The organism is Streptomyces sp. NBC_00162 (assembly GCF_024611995.1).
GTDB lineage: Bacteria > Actinomycetota > Actinomycetes > Streptomycetales > Streptomycetaceae > Streptomyces.
The window spans coordinates 3,338,393-3,358,979 of sequence record NZ_CP102509.1; the positions used below are offsets into that span (position 1 = coordinate 3,338,393).

The 20,587-nt window shown below is 70.7% G+C and carries 20 protein-coding genes and 1 pseudogene; 11 read left to right on the top strand and 10 right to left on the bottom strand.

Annotation, left to right across the window (positions count from 1 at the left end):
* Positions 1-30: 30 nt before the first annotated feature.
* The gene (locus JIW86_RS15265) at positions 31-1,431 is read right to left on the bottom strand and encodes a family 2B encapsulin nanocompartment shell protein (RefSeq protein ID WP_215146799.1); all 1,401 of its coding nucleotides are present in this window, start codon (positions 1,429-1,431) and stop codon (positions 31-33) included.
* Positions 1,432-1,658: 227 nt separating this feature from the next.
* On the opposite strand from JIW86_RS15265, the gene JIW86_RS15270 reads away from it, so the two are divergent.
* From JIW86_RS15270 to JIW86_RS15285, 4 genes are all read left to right on the top strand, one after another.
* Entirely contained in the window at positions 1,659-2,123 is a 465-nt protein-coding gene (locus JIW86_RS15270) for an RrF2 family transcriptional regulator (protein WP_257554244.1), read from the top strand.
* A 147-nt stretch (positions 2,124-2,270) separates the two neighbouring features.
* The gene (locus tag JIW86_RS15275; protein ID WP_257554245.1) at positions 2,271-3,467 is read left to right on the top strand and encodes a globin domain-containing protein; all 1,197 of its coding nucleotides are present in this window, start codon (positions 2,271-2,273) and stop codon (positions 3,465-3,467) included.
* A gap of 114 nt (positions 3,468-3,581) precedes the next feature.
* Entirely contained in the window at positions 3,582-4,172 is a 591-nt protein-coding gene (locus tag JIW86_RS15280; RefSeq protein ID WP_215146796.1) for an N-acetylmuramoyl-L-alanine amidase, read from the top strand.
* A 25-nt stretch (positions 4,173-4,197) separates the two neighbouring features.
* Positions 4,198-5,091, top strand: coding sequence for a 1-aminocyclopropane-1-carboxylate deaminase/D-cysteine desulfhydrase (locus JIW86_RS15285; RefSeq protein ID WP_257554246.1), 894 nt, complete (start codon positions 4,198-4,200; stop codon positions 5,089-5,091).
* A 13-nt stretch (positions 5,092-5,104) separates the two neighbouring features.
* On the opposite strand, the gene JIW86_RS15290 is transcribed toward JIW86_RS15285, so the two are convergent.
* Positions 5,105-6,685, bottom strand: coding sequence for a Na+/H+ antiporter (locus JIW86_RS15290; protein WP_215146794.1), 1,581 nt, complete (start codon positions 6,683-6,685; stop codon positions 5,105-5,107).
* A 64-nt stretch (positions 6,686-6,749) separates the two neighbouring features.
* Here JIW86_RS15290 and JIW86_RS15295 point away from each other — a divergent pair, with 64 nt between their 5' ends.
* The 3 genes from JIW86_RS15295 (at position 6,750) to JIW86_RS15305 (ending at position 8,680) form a co-directional block, all read left to right on the top strand.
* Positions 6,750-7,010 (top strand): UBP-type zinc finger domain-containing protein, encoded by a 261-nt coding sequence (locus JIW86_RS15295; protein WP_215146793.1) that lies wholly within the window; start codon positions 6,750-6,752, stop codon positions 7,008-7,010.
* A 204-nt stretch (positions 7,011-7,214) separates the two neighbouring features.
* Positions 7,215-7,628: an anti-sigma regulatory factor gene (locus JIW86_RS15300; RefSeq protein ID WP_030153599.1), complete on the top strand. Its 414-nt coding sequence runs from the start codon at positions 7,215-7,217 to the stop codon at positions 7,626-7,628.
* The gene (locus tag JIW86_RS15305) at positions 7,625-8,680 is read left to right on the top strand and encodes an RNA polymerase sigma factor SigF (RefSeq protein ID WP_257554247.1); all 1,056 of its coding nucleotides are present in this window, start codon (positions 7,625-7,627) and stop codon (positions 8,678-8,680) included. The genes JIW86_RS15300 and JIW86_RS15305 overlap by 4 nt, the downstream gene beginning before the upstream one ends.
* Positions 8,681-8,710: 30 nt before the next feature.
* On the opposite strand, the gene JIW86_RS15310 is transcribed toward JIW86_RS15305, so the two are convergent.
* Positions 8,711-9,160, bottom strand: coding sequence for a hypothetical protein (locus tag JIW86_RS15310; protein ID WP_257554248.1), 450 nt, complete (start codon positions 9,158-9,160; stop codon positions 8,711-8,713).
* Positions 9,161-9,255: 95 nt separating this feature from the next.
* Here JIW86_RS15310 and JIW86_RS15315 point away from each other — a divergent pair, with 95 nt between their 5' ends.
* Together JIW86_RS15315 and JIW86_RS15320 are read left to right on the top strand one after the other, a co-directional pair.
* On the top strand, positions 9,256-10,221 hold the full coding sequence (locus JIW86_RS15315; RefSeq protein ID WP_257554249.1) for a diacylglycerol/lipid kinase family protein: 966 nt from the start codon (positions 9,256-9,258) through the stop codon (positions 10,219-10,221).
* 318 nt (positions 10,222-10,539) lie between these two features.
* Positions 10,540-10,797 (top strand): WhiB family transcriptional regulator, encoded by a 258-nt coding sequence (locus tag JIW86_RS15320; RefSeq protein ID WP_003953983.1) that lies wholly within the window; start codon positions 10,540-10,542, stop codon positions 10,795-10,797.
* 146 nt (positions 10,798-10,943) lie between these two features.
* Here JIW86_RS15320 and JIW86_RS15325 read toward each other — a convergent pair whose 3' ends face one another.
* Both JIW86_RS15325 and JIW86_RS15330 read right to left on the bottom strand, forming a co-directional pair.
* On the bottom strand, positions 10,944-12,413 hold the full coding sequence (locus tag JIW86_RS15325; protein ID WP_215146878.1) for a sensor histidine kinase: 1,470 nt from the start codon (positions 12,411-12,413) through the stop codon (positions 10,944-10,946).
* Between the two features lie 350 nt (positions 12,414-12,763).
* Positions 12,764-13,360, bottom strand: coding sequence for a TetR/AcrR family transcriptional regulator (locus JIW86_RS15330; protein ID WP_257554251.1), 597 nt, complete (start codon positions 13,358-13,360; stop codon positions 12,764-12,766).
* 85 nt (positions 13,361-13,445) lie between these two features.
* On the opposite strand from JIW86_RS15330, the gene JIW86_RS15335 reads away from it, so the two are divergent.
* The gene (locus tag JIW86_RS15335; protein ID WP_257554252.1) at positions 13,446-14,207 is read left to right on the top strand and encodes an SDR family oxidoreductase; all 762 of its coding nucleotides are present in this window, start codon (positions 13,446-13,448) and stop codon (positions 14,205-14,207) included.
* Here JIW86_RS15335 and JIW86_RS15340 read toward each other — a convergent pair.
* A pseudogene (locus JIW86_RS15340) lies at positions 14,200-14,511 on the bottom strand (glucosamine-6-phosphate deaminase); the annotation flags it as partial. The gene JIW86_RS15335 and the pseudogene JIW86_RS15340 overlap by 8 nt on opposite strands.
* 137 nt (positions 14,512-14,648) lie before the next feature.
* On the opposite strand from JIW86_RS15340, the gene nagB reads away from it, so the two are divergent.
* Positions 14,649-15,434: a glucosamine-6-phosphate deaminase gene (nagB, locus tag JIW86_RS15345; protein ID WP_215146786.1), complete on the top strand. Its 786-nt coding sequence runs from the start codon at positions 14,649-14,651 to the stop codon at positions 15,432-15,434.
* A 268-nt stretch (positions 15,435-15,702) separates the two neighbouring features.
* On the opposite strand, the gene JIW86_RS15350 is transcribed toward nagB, so the two are convergent.
* The 4 genes from JIW86_RS15350 to JIW86_RS15365 form a co-directional block, all read right to left on the bottom strand.
* Positions 15,703-17,193, bottom strand: coding sequence for a glycoside hydrolase family 3 protein (locus JIW86_RS15350; RefSeq protein WP_257554253.1), 1,491 nt, complete (start codon positions 17,191-17,193; stop codon positions 15,703-15,705).
* A gap of 8 nt (positions 17,194-17,201) precedes the next feature.
* On the bottom strand, positions 17,202-17,978 hold the full coding sequence (locus JIW86_RS15355) for a carbohydrate ABC transporter permease (RefSeq protein WP_215146877.1): 777 nt from the start codon (positions 17,976-17,978) through the stop codon (positions 17,202-17,204).
* Between the two features lie 128 nt (positions 17,979-18,106).
* Entirely contained in the window at positions 18,107-19,129 is a 1,023-nt protein-coding gene (locus JIW86_RS15360; RefSeq protein ID WP_215146784.1) for a carbohydrate ABC transporter permease, read from the bottom strand.
* Between the two features lie 147 nt (positions 19,130-19,276).
* Entirely contained in the window at positions 19,277-20,557 is a 1,281-nt protein-coding gene (locus JIW86_RS15365) for an extracellular solute-binding protein (protein ID WP_215146783.1), read from the bottom strand.
* Positions 20,558-20,587: the final 30 nt, after the last annotated feature.

A 20,587-nucleotide genomic window follows, 5' to 3' on the forward strand; every position in this document is an offset into this window, starting at 1 on the left:
CGTGTCCCCGACGCTCTTCGGCCGGCCGCCTCAGCGCCAGCGGCCGATCTCGACGTTCTCCAGTACGCCGAGCGCGTCCGGCACCAGCACCGCGGCGGAGAAGTAGGCGGTGACCAGGTACGAGATGATCGCCTGCTCGCTGATCCCCATGAAGCGGACCGACAGGCTCGGCTCGATCTCGTCCGGGATGCCCGGCTGGTGCAGGCCGATCACGCCCTGCTCCTCCTCGCCGGTACGCATGCACAGGATGGACGTGGTGCGGGCGTCGCTGATCGGGATCTTGTTGCTCGGGAAGATCGGCACCCCGCGCCAGGCCGGCACGTGATGGCCGCCGATGTCGACCGGCTCCGGGTACAGCCCGCGCTTGTTGCACTCGCGGCCGAAGGCGGCGATGGCCTTGGGGTGCGCGAGGAAGAACTTGGAGCCGCGCCGCATGCTGAGCAGCTGGTCCATGTCGTCGGGGCTGGGCGCGCCGTCGTGCGGCTGGATGCGCTGGTCGTAGTCGGTGTTGTGGAGCAGGCCGAAGTCGCGGTTGTTGAGCATCTCGTGCTCCTGGCGCTCGCGCAGCGCCTCGACCGTGAGCCGCAACTGCTGCTCGGTCTGGTTCATCGGCTGGTTGTACAGGTCGGCGACGCGCGTGTGCACCCGCAGGACCGTTTGTGCAATGGAGAGTTCGTACTCGCGCGGGTGGGCGTCGTAGTCCACGAAGGTGCCGGGGAGCACGGCCTCGCCCTGGTGGCCGGCGGAGAGGTCGATGGCCGCCTCGCCGTACTTGTTGGTGCGCTGGGCGGGCAGCGTCCGTACGTGCTCCACGTGCTCGCGCAGCGAGTCCACGCGGTCGGCGAGCAGCTGGAAGTCCTGCCGGGACAGGACGAGCGCGGTTCCGGAGGTGGCGGCGCGGGCGGTGTACTCCCAGATCGCCTCTTCGTCGGCGAGGGAGTCCTCACCGAAGTACGCGCCGTCGGCGACGGTCTGGAGGACTGCGTCGTCCCCGTAGGGGCCCGGGCCGACCTGGTCGATGCGGCCGTGGGCGAGGAGGAAGACCTGGTCGGAGGGGCTGCCGAAGGAGGTGAGCTCCTGGCCGGCCTCGAAGTCGATCTGCCGGCACCGCTGGGCGAGTTCGCCGAGCACCTCGAGGTCTTCGTACTCCCGCAGCAGCGGGAGCTCGCCGAGCTCGGCCGGGATCACCTGGACCTGGGTCCCGGTCTTGATGAACTCCACGCGCCCGTCGCCGACCGAGTAGCTCAGCCGTCGGTTGACGCGGTACGTGCCGCCCTGCACGGAAACCCACGGGAGCGTCTTCAGCAGCCACCGGGAGGTGATCTCCTGCATCTGCGGCGCGGACTTGGTCGTGGTCGCCAAGTTCCGCGCGGCCGATGTCCCCAGACTGCGCTGCGGCGTCTGGGTCTCGGAACCTGCCTGGACCGACATGTGTATCCCTTTCGATCACTCCATGACTCTGCGGGATGCAGCCTTCCAGTGCGGAACGTGATGGGACCATTACACAAAAGGATGGGACTACTCCGTCTGGGCGTGGGGCACTCTTCTGGGTCCACCTCCTTCCCACGCGCCCCTCTGGACCCACCGGTTTCAGCCACCGCACCCCACCGCGGGCGTCATATTTTGCATTGTGGATGCAAGTTTTCTACGGTGGACGCATGCGGCTGACCCGATTCACCGACCTCGCCCTGCGCGTCCTGATGCGCCTGGCCGTCACGGACGCCGACGCGGCAGCCCTCCCCACGACGCGCGAGGTCGCGGCGACCATGGAGGTCCCGTACACCCACACGGCGAAAGTGGTCGCCAGGCTGCAGCATCTCGGCCTAGTCGAGGCGCGGCGCGGCCGCGGCGGCGGGCTCACCCTGACCCCTGCCGGGCGCGACGCCTCGGTGGGCGGGGTGGTGCGCGAACTGGAGGGCGCGGGCGATGTCGTGGACTGCGACGGCGCCACCCCCTGCCCGCTGCGCGGCGGTTGCGTGCTGCGCGGCGCACTGCGCCGGGCCCAGGAGGCCTTCTTCGCCGCTCTGGACCCGCTGACGGTGAACGACCTGGTGGCAGCCCCGACCGGACCGCTCCTGCTGGGCATCTCGGGCAGTTCGCCGGCGGGGGCCGAAAGACCCTGACACCCAGGGCCGAATGGCCGATTCGCAGCGGCGTCCGGCCTGCCTAGGCTGCCCCCGACGGCAGTTCGAACGGAAGTCCGCACCATGGCGGACCCGCGTTCAAAAACATGCATCTCATATACCAATTCCATTTCGCGAGGAGTCCCGATGCTTTCCGAGAAGTCGACCGCGACCGTACGAGCCACCCTGCCCGCCGTGGGCGCGGCGATCGGCGAGATCACGGAGCTCTTCTACACGAAGCTGTTCGCGGCCCACCCGGAACTCCTGCGCGACCTCTTCAACCGGGGCAACCAGAACGCCGGCCTCCAGAAGCAGGCCCTGGCCGGCTCCATCGCCGCCTTCGCGACCCACCTCGTCGCGCACCCGGACACCCGCCCCGACGTGATGCTGGGCCGCATCGCCCACAAGCACGCCTCCCTGGGCGTCACCCGCGAGCAGTACCCGGTCGTCCACCGGCACCTCTTCGAGGCGATCGCCGAGATCCTGGGCGAGGCGGTCACCCCCGCGGTCGCCGAAGCCTGGAACGAGGTCTACTGGCTGATGGCCAACGCCCTCATCGCCATCGAGGAGCGCCTCTACGCCGAGCAGCGGATCGTCGCCGGGGACGTGTGGCGCGAGTGGACCGTCACCGGCCGAGTCGAGGAGACCGCGGACTGCACCACGTTCCGGATGACCCCCGCCGACGGGGCTCCGGCGCCCGCCTTCAAGCCCGGCCAGTACGTCTCGGTGCAGGTCGAACTCCCCGACGGCGCCCGCCAGATACGCCAGTACAGCCTCTCCACCGCCCCCGGCTCCCCGGTCCGCGCGATCACCGTCAAGCGGGTCCACGGTCCGGCCGCGGCGGGCCCGGACGGCGAGGTCTCGAACCACCTCCACGCCCGGGTCCGGGCAGGCGACACCCTGCGGGTCTCGGCCCCGTACGGCGACCTGGTCCTCCGTGACTCCACCGCCCCGGTCCTGCTCGCCTCGGCCGGCATCGGCTGCACCCCGATGCTCTCGATGCTGGAACACCTCGCCGAGACCGGGCACAGCGCCCCGGTGACCGTCCTGCACGCCGACCGGTCCCCGGCCGACCACCCGCTCCGCGGCGACCACCGGGCGCTCACGCACAAGCTGGCCGACGCGTCGGCCCGGTTCTGGTACGAGGAGTCGGCCGAGCCGGGCGACGGCACGGGACGCCTCGACCTGACCGCCGTACCGGTCTCGCCCGGCACCCGTGCCTACCTCTGCGGACCGCTGCCCTTCATGCGCTCTGTGCGCGAGCAGCTGCTGGCCAAGGGCGTGCCGGCCGCCGACATCCACTACGAGGTGTTCGGCCCGGACCTGTGGCTCGCCCCGGCCTGACCGCTGTCCGGATCCGCTCGCTCGCCGTACGAATCCACTGGCGCGGAAGAACCCCCTCCACTACACCGGAGAGTAGCGACGTGGACACACAGGGTGTCCACGGAAGGAGGGGTCATGGCCGCACCCATGTCCGCGGGCCGGTTCCTCGACGCACTGCGCGCCGAGGGTCTGACCGTCGTCGAAGTGGGCGCCTGGCGCACCCACAACCGCAACCACAAGGGCCCCTGGGGGCCGGTGCACGGGGTGATGATCCACCACACCGTCTCCAACGGCACGGCGAACACGGTGTCCTTCTGCCGCCAGGGCGACTCCGACCTCCCGGGCCCGCTCTGCCACGGCGTGATCACCAAGGACGGCCGGGTCCACCTGGTCGGCTACGGCCGCGCCAACCACGCGGGCGCCGGGGACTCCGACGTCCTCGCGGCGGTGATCGCCGAGAAGCGGCTGCCGCCGGACCACCACGCCAACACCGACGGCAACCGCCACTTCTACGGCTTCGAGTGCGAGAACCTCGGCAACGGCAAGGACCCCTGGCCGGCGGTCCAGCTCGACGCGATCACCCGCGCGTCCGCGGCCCTGTGCCGCGTCCACGCCTGGACGGCCCGCTCCGTGATCGGCCACCTGGAATGGCAACCGGGCAAGATCGACCCCAAGGGCTTCACGATGGAGTCCCTCCGCAACCGCATCGCCGAGCGCCTTAAGTAGGGCGCCGACCAGGGACAATGGCCGGGTGACCCACCCCGAACTGCGCCCGCGTCCGCCGTCCCCGCTCGTCGAGGCGGCGGACGAGCGGTTCGGCGCGTACGGGGTGCGGCTGCTGCTGAAGCGGGACGATCTCGTGCATCCCGAGCTGCCGGGGAACAAGTGGCGCAAGCTCGCGCCCAATCTGCGGGCCGCCGTGGAGGGGGGACACCGGGCGGTGGCCACCTTCGGCGGGGCCTACTCGAACCACCTGCGCGCCACCGCGGCCGCCGGGCGGCTGCTCGGGATGGAGACCGTCGGCATCGTGCGCGGCGACGAGCTGGCCGGGCGGCCGCTCAACGGCTCCCTCGCACGGTGCGCGGCCGACGGGATGCGGCTGCGCTTCGTGTCCCGGTCGGAGTACCGCCGCAAGGCCGAGCCCGAGGTGCTCGCCCGGCTGCTGGACGGGGCAGGCGCGAGCGAGGCGTACGTGGTTCCCGAGGGCGGCAGCAACGCCCTCGCGCTGACCGGCTGCGCGGAGCTCGGCCGGGAACTGCGGGGCGCGGCCGATGTGGTGGCCGTGGCCTGCGGGACCGGCGGGACCCTGGCCGGCCTGGCCGCCGGACTCGCCCCCGGGCAGCGGGCGCTGGGCGTACCGGTCCTGGCGGGCGGCTTCCTGGCAGCGGAGATACGTTCCCTCCAGCGGCAGGCCTTCGGCGGTCCGGCCGGCGACTGGACCCTGGCCGAGGAGTTCCACCACGGCGGCTACGCCCGCGTGCCGGCCGCGCTGGACGCCTTCGCCGCCGACTTCGAGTCCCGGCACGGCCTCCCGGTCGAGCGGATCTACGTCGCCAAACTGCTGTGGGCCCTGACCGAACTCACCAGGTCCGGCGCCTTCCCCCGCGGCACCACCCTGGCCGCCGTGATCACGGGCCGGCCCTGACCCGCGGAGGGGATCACGCCGTCTCCTCGCGGTACGCCGCCGCTTCCTCCAGGTCCAGCCGGCGCAGCAGCCCGCGCAGCATCTCGTCGTCGATCCGGCGGCGGTCCCGCAACGTCACGAAGACCTCCCGCTCCGCCTCGATCATCTCCCGCGCGAGGCGCCGGTAGACCTCGTCCGCCGACTCCCCCGTCACCGGGTTGACCTCGCCCAGCCGCTCCCACACCGCGTTCCGCCGCCGCTCCAGTACCGTCCGCAGCCGGTCCGCCAGCGGCGGCGGCAGCTGGTTGGCGGGCGCCTCCAGCAGCTCCGTCAGCCGCTCGTCCGCCGCCGTCGAGGCCTCGCTCTGCGCCTGCGCCTCCATCAGCGTCTCTGCCTGGAGGTCCCGCGGCGGCAGCCGCAACATCCTGATCAGCGGCGGAAGGGTGAGTCCCTGGATGACGAGCGTGCCGATGACCGTCGTGAACGTGAGGAACAGGATCAGATTCCGGTGCGGCACCGTCATGGGCACGGAGAAGGCGATCGCGAGCGAGACCACCCCCCGCATCCCGGCCCACCCCACGACCACCGGCGCCTTCCAGTCGGTGTCCGGTTCCCGCGTCCGGATCCGCGCCGACATCCAGCGCGGCATGAAGGTCGCCGGGAAGACCCACAGGAAGCGGGCCACCACCACCGCGAGGAACACCGCGACCGCGTACCAGGCCGCGGCCGCCCCCTCGTACTCCCCCAGCCCCTTCAGCACCACCGGCAGCTGGAGTCCGATCAGCGCGAAGACCACCGATTCCAGTACGAAGGAGATCACCTTCCACACCGCCTCCTCCTGGAGCCGGGTCGCGAAGTCGACCTGCCAGTTGCGGTGCCCCAGGTACAGCGCCACCACGACCACGGCGAGCACCCCCGAGGCGTGCACCCGCTCGGCCGCCGCGTACGCCACGAAGGGGATCAGCAGCGAGAGGGTGTTCTGGAGCAGCGGCTCCTTCAGCCGCTTGCGCAGCTGGTGGATCGGCACCATCAGCAGCAGGCCCACGCCGACCCCGCCCACCGAGGCCAGCAGGAACTCCGCGATCCCGCCCGCCCAGCCGGCGCTGACCCCGACCGCGGCCGCCAGGGCCACCTTGTAGGCGGTGATGGCCGTGGCGTCGTTCACCAGGGACTCGCCCTGCAGGATCGTCGTGATGCGGTTCGGCAGCCGGAGCTTGCGGGCGATCGCGGTGGCGGCGACGGCGTCCGGCGGCGCGACCACCGCGCCCAGCACCAGCGCGACCGGCAGCGACAGCCCCGGCACCACCAGGTACGCCGCGTACCCGACGGCGATCGTCGCGAACAGCACGTAGCCCACCGACAGCATCGCGATGGGCCGGATGTTCGCCCGAAGGTCCAGGTACGAGCTGTCCACCGCGGCCGTGTGCAGCAGCGGCGGGAGCAGCAGGGGCAGCACGATGTGCGGGTCGAGGGTGTACTCGGGCACCCCCGGCACGTACGCGGCGAACAGCCCGGCGGCGACCAGCAGCAGCGGCGCCGGAACCGGCGTCCGGCGGGCCACGCCGGCGACCACCGCACTGCCTGCAACCAGCGCCACCAGCTGCAAGACCTCCATCGAAGATCCCATCCGTGTTCGTCGGAGCCGTGCGCACCCGCACCCTGGCCGTACGCTGGCCATCATGAGCGAGTGCACCCACGTTGCCGAACTGCCGCGCCCCGAGCCCATCCCCTCTGCCCAGACCTGCACCGAATGTCTGGCGCTCGGCAGCCACCCCGTGCAGCTGCGGATGTGTCTGGGATGCGGGTACGTGGCCTGCTGCGACTCCTCCCCGTACCGGCACGCGACGGCGCACCACAAGGACACCGGCCATCCGGTGATGCGGAGCTTCGAGCCGGGCGAGATCTGGCGCTGGTGTTTTGTCGACGGTTCGATCGTCTGAGGAGGGGTAGGTCAACCCTCCGCCGGTTCCCCCGATTTGGACCCGCAGACCCCTAGCCACTGTGCGTACCCATGGGCTTACCATCAGTCACTGGCCGTGGGAAGGGGTGCCCCCAGCGGGCGCCACGAGGGGTGCCGCGACACGATCGCCCGGATCGCGATAGCGTCACCGGCGAACACAGCTCGTACCACCTTGGAGGTGAGGGTGTCCCAGATCGCAGGCGAGCCCGGGACCCAGGACTTCGTGGAAGTCCGGCTGCCCGCTGCGGGTGCCTACCTGTCGGTGCTGCGGACGGCCACGGCCGGCCTCGCAGCACGTTTGGACTTCACCCTCGACGAGATCGAGGACCTCCGCATCGCGGTGGACGAGGCCTGCGCGATCCTGCTCCAGCAGGCCGTGCCCGGCTCCGTCCTCAGCTGCGTCTTCCGGCTGGTGGACGATTCGCTGGAGGTGACCGTCTCGGCGCCGACCACGGACGGCCGTGCGCCGGAGCGCGACACGTTCGCCTGGACCGTACTGTCGGCGCTGGCCGGCAAGGTCGAGTCGACGGTCGAGGAGGACCGGACGGTGAGCATCAGTCTCTACAAACAGCGCGGCGCGGGACCAGGCCCGGCGTGAGCGGCGGGGAGATCCCGGTGCGGGGCGGGGATCGGCCCCGGGTGCGGCACGAGGTCGACGGCAGCATCCCGGAGCAGCAGCACGCCCGGCCGCACCCGGCTGACACGGATGCGGAAGACGGCTTTTTGGACTCGGCGGAGCGACGGGCGGGCCCTATGAGCGACAACCAGCACGAAGAACCACAGCCGGCACAGCCACCGGCGGCCGCTGCCACGGCCCCGGAGGTTCCGGTGCCTCCGGAAGTGCCGGTACTCCCGGAGGTGCCCGCGTTCCAGCCGACCGCGCCACTGCCGGATCCGCGCGACCGCAGCGGGGCGCGCGCCCTGTTCATCGAGCTGCGGGCACTGCCCGACGGCTCGGTGGAGAAGGCCGAGCTGCGCAACCGGCTCGTACGGATGCACCTGCCGCTGGTCGAGCACCTGGCACGGCGGTTCCGCAACCGCGGCGAGCCGCTCGACGACCTGACGCAGGTCGCGACCATCGGCCTGATCAAGTCGGTGGACCGGTTCGACCCGGACCGCGGGGTCGAGTTCTCCACGTACGCCACGCCCACGGTGGTCGGCGAGATCAAGCGCCACTTCCGTGACAAGGGCTGGGCGGTACGGGTGCCCCGGCGTCTGCAGGAGCTGCGGCTCTCGCTGACGACGGCCACCGCCGAACTGTCCCAGCAGCACGGCCGCTCCCCCACGGTGCACGAACTGGCCGAACGGCTGGGGATCTCCGAGGAGGAGGTGCTGGAGGGGCTGGAATCGGCCAATGCCTACAGCACGCTGTCGCTGGACGTCCCGGACACCGACGATGAGTCGCCGGCGGTCGCGGACACCCTGGGCTCGGAGGACGAGGCCCTGGAGGGCGTCGAGTACCGAGAGTCCCTCAAGCCGCTGCTGGAGGGCCTGCCGCCGCGGGAGAAGCGGATCCTGCTGCTTCGGTTCTTCGGGAACATGACCCAGTCGCAGATCGCCCAGGAGGTCGGCATCTCCCAGATGCACGTCTCCCGTCTGCTGGCCCGCACCCTGGCCCAGCTGCGCGAGAAGCTCCTCGTCGAGGAGTAGCCGGTCGAGGAGCAACCAGGAGCCGCCGGACTATCGGGCCTGTTCGCCGGGCCCGATACCCAGGGCCTCGGTCGCCGTCGGATTGACCAGCAGGGCCGCGACCGCCACCGCGGCCACGCCCAGGGCCACCGCGGCGGCGATCATCGCACCGCCGGTGCTGTACAGAGTCCAGGCCACCGGCAGCGCCATCAGCTGGGTGATCAGCGCCGGGCCGCGGCTCCAGCGGCGGCCCAGGCGCAGACCGCGGGCCGCGATCAGCGGCAGCGCGGCGAGCGCGAGCAGGGTGATGCCGCCCGTCTCCGCCTGCTGCGGGGAGTCGGGATCGCCGGCGATGCCCACGAACAGCATGTAGACACCGAGGCCGGCCAGCGCCAGGCCCTCCAGGGCGGTCAGCGCGGCGGCGGCGGTCAGCCGGCCCGGCAGCGCGGCGGCGGGAGTGGTGGCGGGGGCGGCGGCATTCGCGGGCTGCTTCTTACTCACTCCAGCAGGGTAGCCGCGTGCCCCGGAGGCCGGAGGGGACGGGGCAGCAGGGTCGCCATTCGAAGCTCATGGACGGGCTGGGTAGTCTGGCGCTCATGCGTGCACTTCTCGTGGCCAACCCAGCAGCGACGACCACCAGTGCGCGCACGCGTGACGTCCTGACCCACGCCTTGGCCAGCGAGATGAAGCTGGAGGCGGTGACCACCGAGTACCGGGGCCACGCCCGGGACCTGGGACGCCGGGCCGCGCACGAAGGGCTCGACCTCGTCGTGGCCCTGGGCGGCGACGGCACCGTCAACGAGGTGGTCAACGGGCTGCTGCACGACGGGCCCGATCCGGACCGGCTGCCCCGGCTGGCCGTGGTCCCCGGCGGCTCCACCAATGTCTTCGCCCGCGCACTCGGCCTGCCCAACGATGCGGTCGAGGCGACCGGCGCCCTGCTGGACGCACTGCGGGAGCAGCGCGAGCGGATCGTGGGCCTGGGTCTGGCGGCCGGCACCCCGGGCACGGAGGACGAGTCGGTCCCGGCGCGCTGGTTCACCTTCTGCGCGGGCTTCGGTTTCGACGCGGGCGTGGTGGGGCGGGTCGAGCAGCAGCGCGAGCGCGGCAAGCGTTCGACGCACGCTCTGTATGTACGACAGCTGATGCGTCAGTTCTGGGACGAGCCGAACCGCCGGCACGGCACGGTCACGCTGGAGCGCTCCGGCGCCGATCCGGTGACGGATCTGGTGCTGTCGATAGTCTGCAACACCTCGCCGTGGACGTATCTGGGCAATCGTCCGCTTTACGCCTCCCCGGAGGCGTCGTTCGATACAGCGCTTGACGTACTGGCCCTCAACCGTTTGTCAACTCCGGCGGTCGCCCGCTACGCGACACAGCTCCTGACCTCGACTCCTGAACGAGGTCCGCACGGCAAGCACGCGGTGTCTCTACACGATCTGACCGACTTCACCTTGCATTCGAAGGTTCCCCTTCCGTTCCAGATGGACGGAGACCACCTCGGTCTGCGCACCAGCGTTCGGTTCACAGGCGTACGCCGTGCACTGCGTGTGATTGTGTGAGTGGAAGGGCCCAAAGTCCTTTCACTCGAACGTTTACACGCTGGTCCACCCCCACGAAGTAGGGCTGTGACCTAGTAGACACCGACGAATCAAAAAAAACTTTCCGGAAGGGGTTGTATCCCCGTCCGAGGTTTGCGAATCTCTACATGGCGATCGGGACAGCCCGCAGAACCGGCACCCACACAGGCCGCCAGAACCCCTCCACGAATCTTCGGACCACACCAGGCAACTGGGTGTCGGCTCTTCCCCCACGGGGGGATTCGTGAAAGCGTTCACATTCACAAGCAACGAGCAAGTCACACAAGAGAGGTAGCAGCCATGGACTGGCGTCACAACGCCGTTTGTCGTGAGGAAGACCCGGAGCTGTTCTTCCCCATCGGCAACACCGGTCCTGCGCTGCTGCAGATCGAGGAAGCCAAGGCCGTCTGCCGCCGCTGCCCCGTCATGGAGCAGTGCCTGCAGTGGGCGCTCGAGTCCGGTCAGGACTCCGGTGTCTGGGGCGGTCTCAGCGAAGACGAGCGCCGCGCGATGAAGCGCCGCGCCGCTCGCAACCGGGCGCGCAACGCCAGCGCCTGACAACGACTTTCGAGCCTCGACGCGCAGCGCGTAGAACCGTATAAGCGCTTAGCAACGTGCTCTTGAGCCCCGGACCGAGAACCTTTCGGTCCGGGGCTCAGTGCTGTCCGGGGGCCGGTCCGTCACACTGAGTGACGCCTTCGCCGCTACTTCTGCGGGCTGGACGGTATGTCGAGGACGACCTTGGTGCCGCGCGGCTCCGCCCGGACCATGTCGAACGTTCCGCCGAGCTCGCCCTCCACGAGGGTCCGTACGATCTGCAGCCCGAGATTGCCGGCCCGCTGGGGGTCGAATCCCTCGGGCAGGCCGCTGCCGTCGTCGAGCACGGTGATCAGCAGCCGCCCGTCGGCGCGGCCGGTCCCGCTGCGGATGGCCGACACCTCCACGGTGCCCCGCTCCCCCTGGGTGAAGGCGTGCTCCAGGGCGTTCTGCAGGATCTCGGTCAGCACCATCGACAGCGGAGTGGCGACCTCCGCGTCCAGGATTCCGAACCGGCCGGTGCGCCGGCAGTCGACCTTGCCCGGCGAGATCTCCGAGACCATCGCGATCACCCGGTCGGCGATCTCGTCGAACTCGACCCGCTCATCCAGGTTCTGAGACAGCGTCTCGTGCACGATCGCGATCGAACCGACGCGGCGCACGGCCTCGTTGAGCGCCTCGCGGCCCTGCGGCGAATCCATGCGCCGGGACTGGAGCCGCAACAGTGCCGCCACGGTCTGGAGGTTGTTCTTCACCCGGTGGTGGATCTCCCGGATGGTCGCGTCCTTGGTGATCAGTTCACGTTCGCGACGTCGCAGTTCGGTGACGTCGCGGCACAGCACCAGGGAACCGATCCGGGTCCCCTTGGGCTTCAGCGGGATGGCGCGCAGCTGGATGACCCCGCCGTTGCCGTCGACCTCGGTCTCCCTCGGGGCCCAGCCGCTGGCGAGCTTGACCAGCGCCTCGTCCACCGGGCCGCGGGAGGGAGCGAGTTCGGCGGTGGTGTTGCCCAGGTGCTGGCCGACCAGGTCGGCGGCGAGGCCGAGCCGGTGGTAGGCGGAGAGTGCGTTCGGGGAGGCGTACGTGACCACGCCGTCGGCGTCGAGCCGGATCAGGCCGTCCCCGACGCGCGGGGAGGCGTCCATATCGACCTGCTGCCCGGGGTACGGGAAGGAGCCCGCCGCGATCATCTGGGCCAGGTCGGAGGCGGACTGGAGGTAGGTGAGCTCCAGCCGGCTCGGTGTACGCACAGTGAGCAGGTTGGTGTTGCGGGCGATCACGCCCAGGACCCGTCCCTCGCGGCGCACGGGGATCGACTCGACGCGCACCGGCACCTCCTCGCGCCACTCCGGGTCGCCCTCGCGCACGATCCGGCCCTCGTCGAGCGCCGCGTCGAGCAGGGGGCGGCGGCCGCGCGGCACCAAGTGGCCGACCATGTCGTCCTGGTACGAGGTGGGGCCGGTGTTCGGGCGCATCTGCGCGACCGAGACGTACCGGGTGCCGTCGAGGGTGGGCACCCACAGCACGAGGTCGGCGAAGGACAGGTCGGAGAGCAGCTGCCACTCCGAGACCAGCAGGTGGAGCCACTCCAGGTCGGTTTCACTGAGAGCGGTGTGCTGGCGTACGAGGTCGTTCATGGAGGGCACGTGGCGAGCGTACCCCGGGTACGCCTCATGACTTTCCCCACGGGAATACTCGGGAGTACACAGGACCGGCCCCGGGCGCGTACTGTTGGAGGAAGTGACGGCATTCAGGGTCCCGTCATTGGATGGACAGAACAGAATGGTCTAGTCCACAATTGCCTTAAGCTTCCGCCCTCCCCGCACAGGAGGACGGATCGAGGTAAGCCGCGCGCTCTGCCCTGACCGCGACGGCTCCTCCACCGGCCGCGGGAACCGCACACCCTCGGCCGTAAGTACTCCGGGCTACGGTGCCGGACGGGCTGAGGGTCCCGTCGGGCACCGTGGCCCAGAGGAAAAGCGCCGCCTCAGGCCGCAGGCCAGGCCAGCAGGGCCCGCGCCGCGATCGCCTCCAGCTCCTCCCGGCTCGCCCCGTCGCGCGACTGCTGGGACATTCCCTGAAGCACGGCTCCGGCATACAGGGCCAGCTCCCGCGCGTCGGTGTCGGCCGGCAGCGCACCGGTCGCCACGTCGGCCCGGATGCGGCTCTCGAACAGCTCCAGATTGGCGTTGCGCCGCGCGCGCAGCGCCTCCGCCACCTCGTCTGAGGTGGTGTTGATGGCCGCGCTGATGACCATGCAGCCGCGCGGGTGGGCCGGGTCGGTGTATACCTCGGCGGCCTCGCGCAGGATGCGGTCGATGGCCGCGCGGGCGGTGGGCTCCTCGGCGAGCGCCACGCTCGCGAAGTCCCCGTACCGGCCGCCGTACACCGTCACGACCTCTTCGAACAGCGTGCGCTTGTCGCCGAACGCCGCGTAGAGGCTGGGTGCGCCGATCCCCAGGGCCTTGGTCAGGTCCGCGATGGAGGTCGCCTCGTAGCCCCGCTCCCAGAAGGCGAACATGGCCTTGCCCAGGGCGGCGTCGCGGTCGAAGGAACGGGGTCTGCCGCGCTGTCCGGTCACCATGCGCAGATTCTATAGCGGGCGCTAGGAAATCTGGTACGGTCCCTTTCTGTAGCGACCACTAGTGATTACTGAAGGGGGGCGCGCCATGGGCGTGCTCAAGGGGAAGACGGCACTGGTCACGGGCGGCAGCCGGGGCATCGGGCGGGCGGTGGCGGAGCGGCTGGCGCGCGACGGGGCCCTCGTCGCGGTGCACTACGGGCGCGACGAGGCGGCGGCGAAGGAGACCGTGGCCGCGATCGAGGCGGCCGGCGGCCGGGCCTTCGCCCTCAGGGCCGAGCTCGGGGTCCCGGGTGACGCGCAGGCCCTGTGGGCGGCCTACGAGGCCCATCCCGCGCACACCGAGGAGGTCGACATCCTGGTCAACAACGCGGGGGCGGCCGCGTTCGCGGGCATCGGGGACACCGACGAGGAGACGTACGACCGGGCGCACGCGCTCAACGCCAAGGCTCCGTTCTTCGTGATCAAGTACGGGCTGCCGCGGCTGCGTGACGGGGGCCGGATCGTGAACGTGACCGGGACCCCGGAGCTCGCGCTGCCGGCCATCCTGGCCACGGTCATGGCCAAGGGCGCGGCGAACGCGCTGACCCGGTCGCTGGCCGCCGAACTCGCCCCGCGCGGGATCACGGTGAACTCGGTGGGCCCCGGCATCACCGAGACCGACCTGAACGCGGGGCTGCTCGCGGATCCCGGGACCCGGGCCCACCTGGCCGCCCGCTCGGTCTTCCACCGGATCGGCACAGCGGAGGAGGTCGCGGACGTGGTGGCCTTCCTCGCCTCGGCGGACTCCCGCTGGGTGACGGGCCAGCACCTGGACGCGACGGGCGGCCTCCAGCTGGCGCTCATCTAGGCCCTGTCCGGGCGGTGGGCCAGCTGGTCTCGGTCCCCTTGGCCAGGGCCCGCGGCGCGTCGGGGTCCTGGCCGCAGGCCACGGCGATCTCGGGGGCGAGGAGCTGGAGCGGCAGGATCTCCAGCAGCGGCTGCAGCTCCTCGGGGACCCCGTCCACGGGCAGGGCGAACCCGGTGGCGGCGGCCTCGACCCGCTCCTTGGAGCCGACGACGTAGAGGTCGGCGCCGCGGCCGCGCAGCCGGTCCAGTACGGGCTGGAGAGCCTCGCCGCCGTGCCCGCCGGGGACGACGGCGATGACCGGGGAGCCCTGCCCGCCGGGATGCGCCTGCGGGGATTCGGACCACCATGGGAATGGGCGCGAACCGGGGTGTGAAGGGCCCGGTTCTGCTAGATTGGTCTATACCACACACGCCCACACCTCTTCAGATCGGCAGGCCCCGCGTGGAAGTTGTCATCGTCCCGGACGCCAAGGCAGGCGGCGAGCTCATCGCGGAGGCCATGGCCGCACTGGTCCGCCGCAAGCCCGACGCCCTGCTCGGCGTGGCGACCGGCTCTACCCCGCTGCCCATCTACGAGGCCCTCGCCGGCAAGGTCAGGGCGGGCCTGGTCGACGCGTCCAAGGCGCGGATCTGCCAGCTCGACGAGTACGTGGGCCTGCCGACCGGGCACCCCGAGTCCTACCGCGCGGTCGTGCTGCGCGAGGTCGTCGAGCCGCTCGGTCTGTCCGAGGCCTCCTTCATGGGCCCCGACGGCTCGGCCGAGGACATCGTCGCCGCGTGCGAGGCCTATGACCGCGCGCTCGCCGAGGCCGGCGGTGTGGACCTCCAGCTGCTGGGCATCGGCACGGACGGGCACATCGGCTTCAACGAGCCGTGCTCCTCGCTGGCCTCCCGCACCCGCATCAAGACGCTGACGGAGCAGACCCGTGTGGACAACGCGCGGTTCTTCGACGACGACATAGACCAGGTGCCGCACCACGTCATCACGCAGGGCATCGGCACCATCCTCGACGCCCGCCACCTGGTGCTGCTGGCCACCGGGGAGGGCAAGGCCGAGGCCGTCGCGCAGACGGTCGAGGGCCCGCTGTCGGCGCTGGTCCCGGCGTCTGCGCTGCAGCTGCACCGCCATGCCACTGTTGTCGTGGACGAGGCGGCCGCGTCGAAGCTGAAGCTCGCCGACTACTTCCGGCACACGTACGCCAACAAGCCTGCCTGGCAGGGTCTGTAGGCCGTTCGGCGCGAAGGCCGGGCTCCCGCCAAGGGGGCCCGGCCTTCGTTCGTACCCGGGCGCTGCCCGGACCCTCCCCCAGACTCCGTCCGGGGGGACCCCCACTCAAACGCCGGCGGGGCTGGATTTGGCTGCTACCGCCCCAGAAGTGCGCGCAGCCAGCTCCGCCGGGCACAACCCAGCCCCGCCTGGGGGCCCCTCCCAGCGGTAGCTGGGGGAGTTTGAGGCGCGGGGTCTGGGGCGGAGCCCCAGCAACGGCGCCGCGGAGCTACCGGCCCGCCAGGATTTCGGCCGCGGCGCGGCCGCATACGGGGGACGCGCCGTGCGTCGCGATGTACAGACGGCCGCGCGGCTCGGCCCGCGGGAGTCCCATCTCGACCACCACGGTGTCGGCCCGCGCCGCGACCAGCGCGTCGAGGGCCTCCGCCATCCAAGGATGGCGGTGCGCGTCGCGCACCACCGCGACCACGGTACGGTCACCCGCCGCGACCAGGATGTCCCCCGCCGACGCCCCCTCCGGGTAGACGCCCGAGGCCGTCCCCGGTACCAGCGCGGCCAGTTCGGCGGCCACGCCCCACGGGGTCTCGTCGCCCACCGCGATGTTCGCGACCGGGGTCAGCGTGGCCACGTACGGAGCGGCGGCGGCGGTGAACGGGCTCGCCGAACCGGTGACGGTCACCGCCCGGCGGGCCGCCTCCAGGCCGATGCCGGACGCGCGGCTCCCCTCCGGTCGCGCGTCCGGCCGGGCCATGAGGGTCCACTCGGCCAGCGCGCGGACCCGGGCGGCGGCCTCGGCCAGCCGCTCCTCCGGCAGCGAGCCCTCGCGTACGGCCGCGACGAGCGCGTCGCGCAGCCGGAGCACGGTCGCCTCGTCGGCGAGCCCGCCGCCGACACAGATCGCGTCGGCGCCGGCCGCGACGGCCAGGACCGAGCCGCGCTCGATCCCGTACGTCCCGGCGATGGCGTTCATCTCCATGCCGTCGGTGACGATCAGCCCCTCGTAGCCGAGCTCCTTGCGCAGCAGACCGGTCAGGATCTGCGGGCTGAGGGTGGCCGGGCGGGTCGGGTCCAGGGCGGGCACCAGGATGTGCGCGCTCATCACCGCCTTGGTGCCGGCCTCGATGGCGGCCTTGAACGGTACGAGTTCACGCGCGGCGAGGGTGTCCAGGTCCACGTCGATGCGCGGCAGCGCGTGGTGCGAGTCGACGTTGGTGTCGCCGTGGCCGGGGAAGTGCTTGGTGCACGCGGCGACGCCGGCGGCCTGGAGGCCTTCGACGTACGCGGCGGTGTGCCGGGCCGTGAGCTGGGTGTCGGCGCCGAAGGACCGTACGCCGATCACCGGGTTGTCCGGGTTGGAGTTGACGTCCGCGGACGGGGCCCAGTTGAGGTTGACCCCGCACTCGGCGAGGCGCCGGCCCAGCTCGCGGGCCACGTCCCGGGTGAGGGAGGTGTCGTCGACGGCGCCGAGCGCCAGGTTGCCGGGGAAGGAGGAGCCGCCGCGGACCTCCAGGCGGGTGACGTCGCCGCCCTCCTCGTCGATGGCGACCAGCACGTCCTCGCGCTCCGCGCGCAGCTGCGCGGTCAGCGCGGCGAGCTGCTCGGGCGAGGCGATGTTGCGGCCGAACAGGCCGACGGAGGTGAGGCCTTCGGAGACCTGGCGGAGCAGCCAGGCGGGGGCGGTGGTGCCCTCGAAGCCGGGCTGGAGGACCGCGAGGGCGTCGCGGGTGACCGTATCCACCTTGTGCGCAAGGACAGTCATGGGTGCCGTTATCCCTTCACGGCGCCGGCGGTCATGCCGCCGACGGCCTTGCGCTGGAGGAAGATGAAGATCAGCAGGACCGGTACGGCGAACAGGGAAGACGCGGCCATGGTGGCGCCCCAGTCGTTGCCGAAGGCGCTCTGGAACTCGGTGAGCCAGAGCGGCAGGGTCTGCGCGGTCTTGTCCTTGTTCAGGATCAGGACCATCGCGAACTCGTTCCAGGCGGTGATGAAGCCGAAGAGAGAGGTGGACATCAGGCCGGGGGCCAGCAGGGGGAAGATCACCTTGCGGAAGGCCTGGCCGCGGGTGCAGCCGTCGATCTGGGCGGCCTCCTCCAGGGTCACCGGGACGGCGGCGATGAAGCCGCGCAGGGTCCAGATGGTGAAGGGGAGGACCATCACGAAGTAGATCGCGGTGAGCAGCGGGAGGCTGTTCAGCATCTCGCTGTCGCGGGCGATCATGTACATCGCGATGACCATGACCTCCCAGGGGGCCATCTGGGCCATCATCACGGCGAGTACGAGGCCCTTGCGGCCCTTGAACTTCATGCGGGCGATGGCGAAGCTCGCGGCGAGCGCGACGACCAGGGCCAGCAGGACGGCGCCGACGGTGACCAGGACGCTGTTGGTGACGTACGTCCAGAAGTTGGCGACCCCGGTGGCCTTGGTGAAGTTGTCCAGCGTCGGGGTGAAGACGAAGACCGGGTCCTTGGTGAGGATCTCGCTGGACGGCTTGAGCGCCGAGGAGAACATCCAGTACACGGGGAAGACGAAGACGAGGGCCAGGAGGAGCGCGCCGAGGTTCTTGGCGACGGCTCCGGGGCGGACCGGCCGGCGCGTGCGGAGCTTCTGCGCGGGCTTCGCGGACGGCGCGGGCGGGCCGGTCGGCGCGGCCTTCGGGGCGGTGGTCGTGCTCACTGCTCCTCCTCCTGCTTCAGGATCAGGCGGAAGTAGAAGGACATGACGACCACGAGGATCACGATCGTCAGGACGGAGATGGCGGCGGCGAGGCCGTAGTGGGCCTGGCTCTGGCCCTCGACGTAGGCGAAGACCGGCAGGATCTCGGAGGCGCGGTCGGGGCCGCCCTTGTTCATCGCGTAGACCTGGGTGAAGGCCTTGAAGACCCAGATCACCTCGAGGAACGTGGTGACGAGGAAGAAGGGCTTGAGGTTCGGGAAGACGATCTTCCAGAAGGTCTGCCAGCCGTTGGCGCCGTCCATCCGGGCGGCCTCGTACAGCTCGGAGCTGACGGTGGTCAGGCCGGCGTACATGTTGAGCGCGACGAAGGGGATGGAGCCCCAGACCACCAGGATCGTGACGATCACCAGGGTGGAGAGGCCGGTCTCCATCCAGTTGTGCTGCTCGTAGCCGGCGAAGCCGGCGGTGCGCATGAGCCAGTTCATGACGCCGAACTGCTCGTCGAACAGCCACTTGAAGACCTGTACGGAGGCGACGATCGGCATGGCCCAGGCCATCACCAGCGCCATCGACAGGACCAGGCGCATCTTCTTGCCGAGCTTGTTCAGCAGGATGCCGATGAGGCTGCCCAGCACCATGATCAGCACGACGTTGGCCAGGGTGAAGCCGAAGCTCCGGACGACGACGGTCCAGAAGTTCGCGTCGCCGAGCAGCTCGGTGTAGTTGCCGAACCCGGCGAAGGGGTACTTCCGCTGGATGAACTCGATCTTGTTGATGTCCTGGAAGGACAGGATCACGTTCTTGATCAGCGGATACAGCAGGAGGGTCGCGAGGCTGAGCACCGCGGGCCCGATCAGCAGGTAGGGCAACCACCCCGACGGGAGCGACTTTCTGCCCCCGCGAGGAGACGTACGGCCGCGGTCGGTTCCGCCGGCCGGCGCCTTCGGCGGCGGCACGGCGGACTTCATCGGTGCGTCCTGTGGAGCGCTGGTCGCCGCCCCCTGGGAGTGCACAGTCATGGTCTTCGTTTCCTCGCGGTTGACTGTGGAGTCACATGCGCGACCGGGGGCGCGGCAGGCGCTGCGGGCGCCTGCCGCACCCCCCGGTGCGTTCACACTGCTGGGTAGTGCGGGTACTGCGGGTGCAGCCGGTACTGCGGGGTGGGACTACTTGTTGATGCGGTTCGCGATTTCCTTGTCCGCGTCCGCGCCCGCCTTGGCGGCGTCCTCACCCTTCAGGACCTTGGTCATGAACTCCTTGATGGGGTTCGGCTCGGTCTCGACGTTCGCCCAGCCCGGGGTGACCGGGGTGATCTTGCCGTTGACGCCGCCCTTGCCCATGGCCTCCGCGAAGGAGCCCGCGGCGGGGGTGAAGTTGGCGCCGGCCTGGTTCGGGAGCAGCGCGCCCTTGGTCTCGGCGGCGTACTTGGTCATCTGGTCCTTGCCTGCGGCGAGGGCCAGCCACTCCTTGGCGAGCTCCTTGTTCTTGGAGCGCTCGGCCACCGCGAGGTTCGAGCCGCCGAGGAAGACGGTGCTGGTCTTGTCAGCGGTCTTGCCCGGGATCGGGAAGTAGCCGAAGTCGGCTTCCTTGCCCGCTTCCTTCAGGGCCTTCTCGGCACCGCCGGCCTCCCAGCCGAGACCGATCCAGGAGGAGACGCCGCCCTTGGGGACGATGTCGGTGGACTGCTGCGGGTTGGCCTCGTCCTTGTCCTTGGGGGCGGTGGAGAAGGCCTGGAGCTTCTTGTAGAACTCCATCGCGGAGGCGGCCTGCGGGGTGCCCAGTGCACCCTTCCACTTGTCGCCGTCCTTGACGGCGAGGTCGCCGCCCTCGTCCCAGATCAGGCCGGCGAGGACGTACCAGCTCTGGCCGGGCAGGTAGATCGGCTGCGAGGCCGGGTCGGCCGCCTTCAGCTTCTCCAGACCGGCGATCCACTCGTCGCGGGTCTTCGGCGGGGTGACGCCGGCCTTCTCGAAGGCCTTCTTGTCGTAGATGACCACGCGGTTGGCGGCGTACCACGGGGCGGAGTAGAGCTTGCCGTCGACCTCGGCCGAGGTGAGCATGCTCTTCTGCCAGGCGTCGGCGCCGAGCTTGGCCTTGTCCTTCGTCAGGTCGGCGAGGCCGCCGGTGACCGCGTAGCCGGCGGTCTGGGTGTTGCCGAGCTCAAGGACGTCCGGAGGGGTGTTCTCGGAGAGGGCCGTGGTGACCTTCTCCTGGATGCCGGTCCACTTCTGCTCCTCGACCTTCACCGTGACACCGGGGTGCTTGGCCGAGAACTCCTTGTTGACCTCGTCGATCCAGGCCTTCGGCGCGGAGCCGTCCATCACCCAGACGGTGATCTCCTTGGGGCCCGCGTCGGCCTTGGCCTTGTCGTCGCCGCTGTTGCCGCACGCCGCGACTCCGGCCATCATGCCCGCAACACTGACCGCCACGATGAGCTTGCGCTTCACGCCACCCTCCTCAGGGATGCCTGCCTGCAC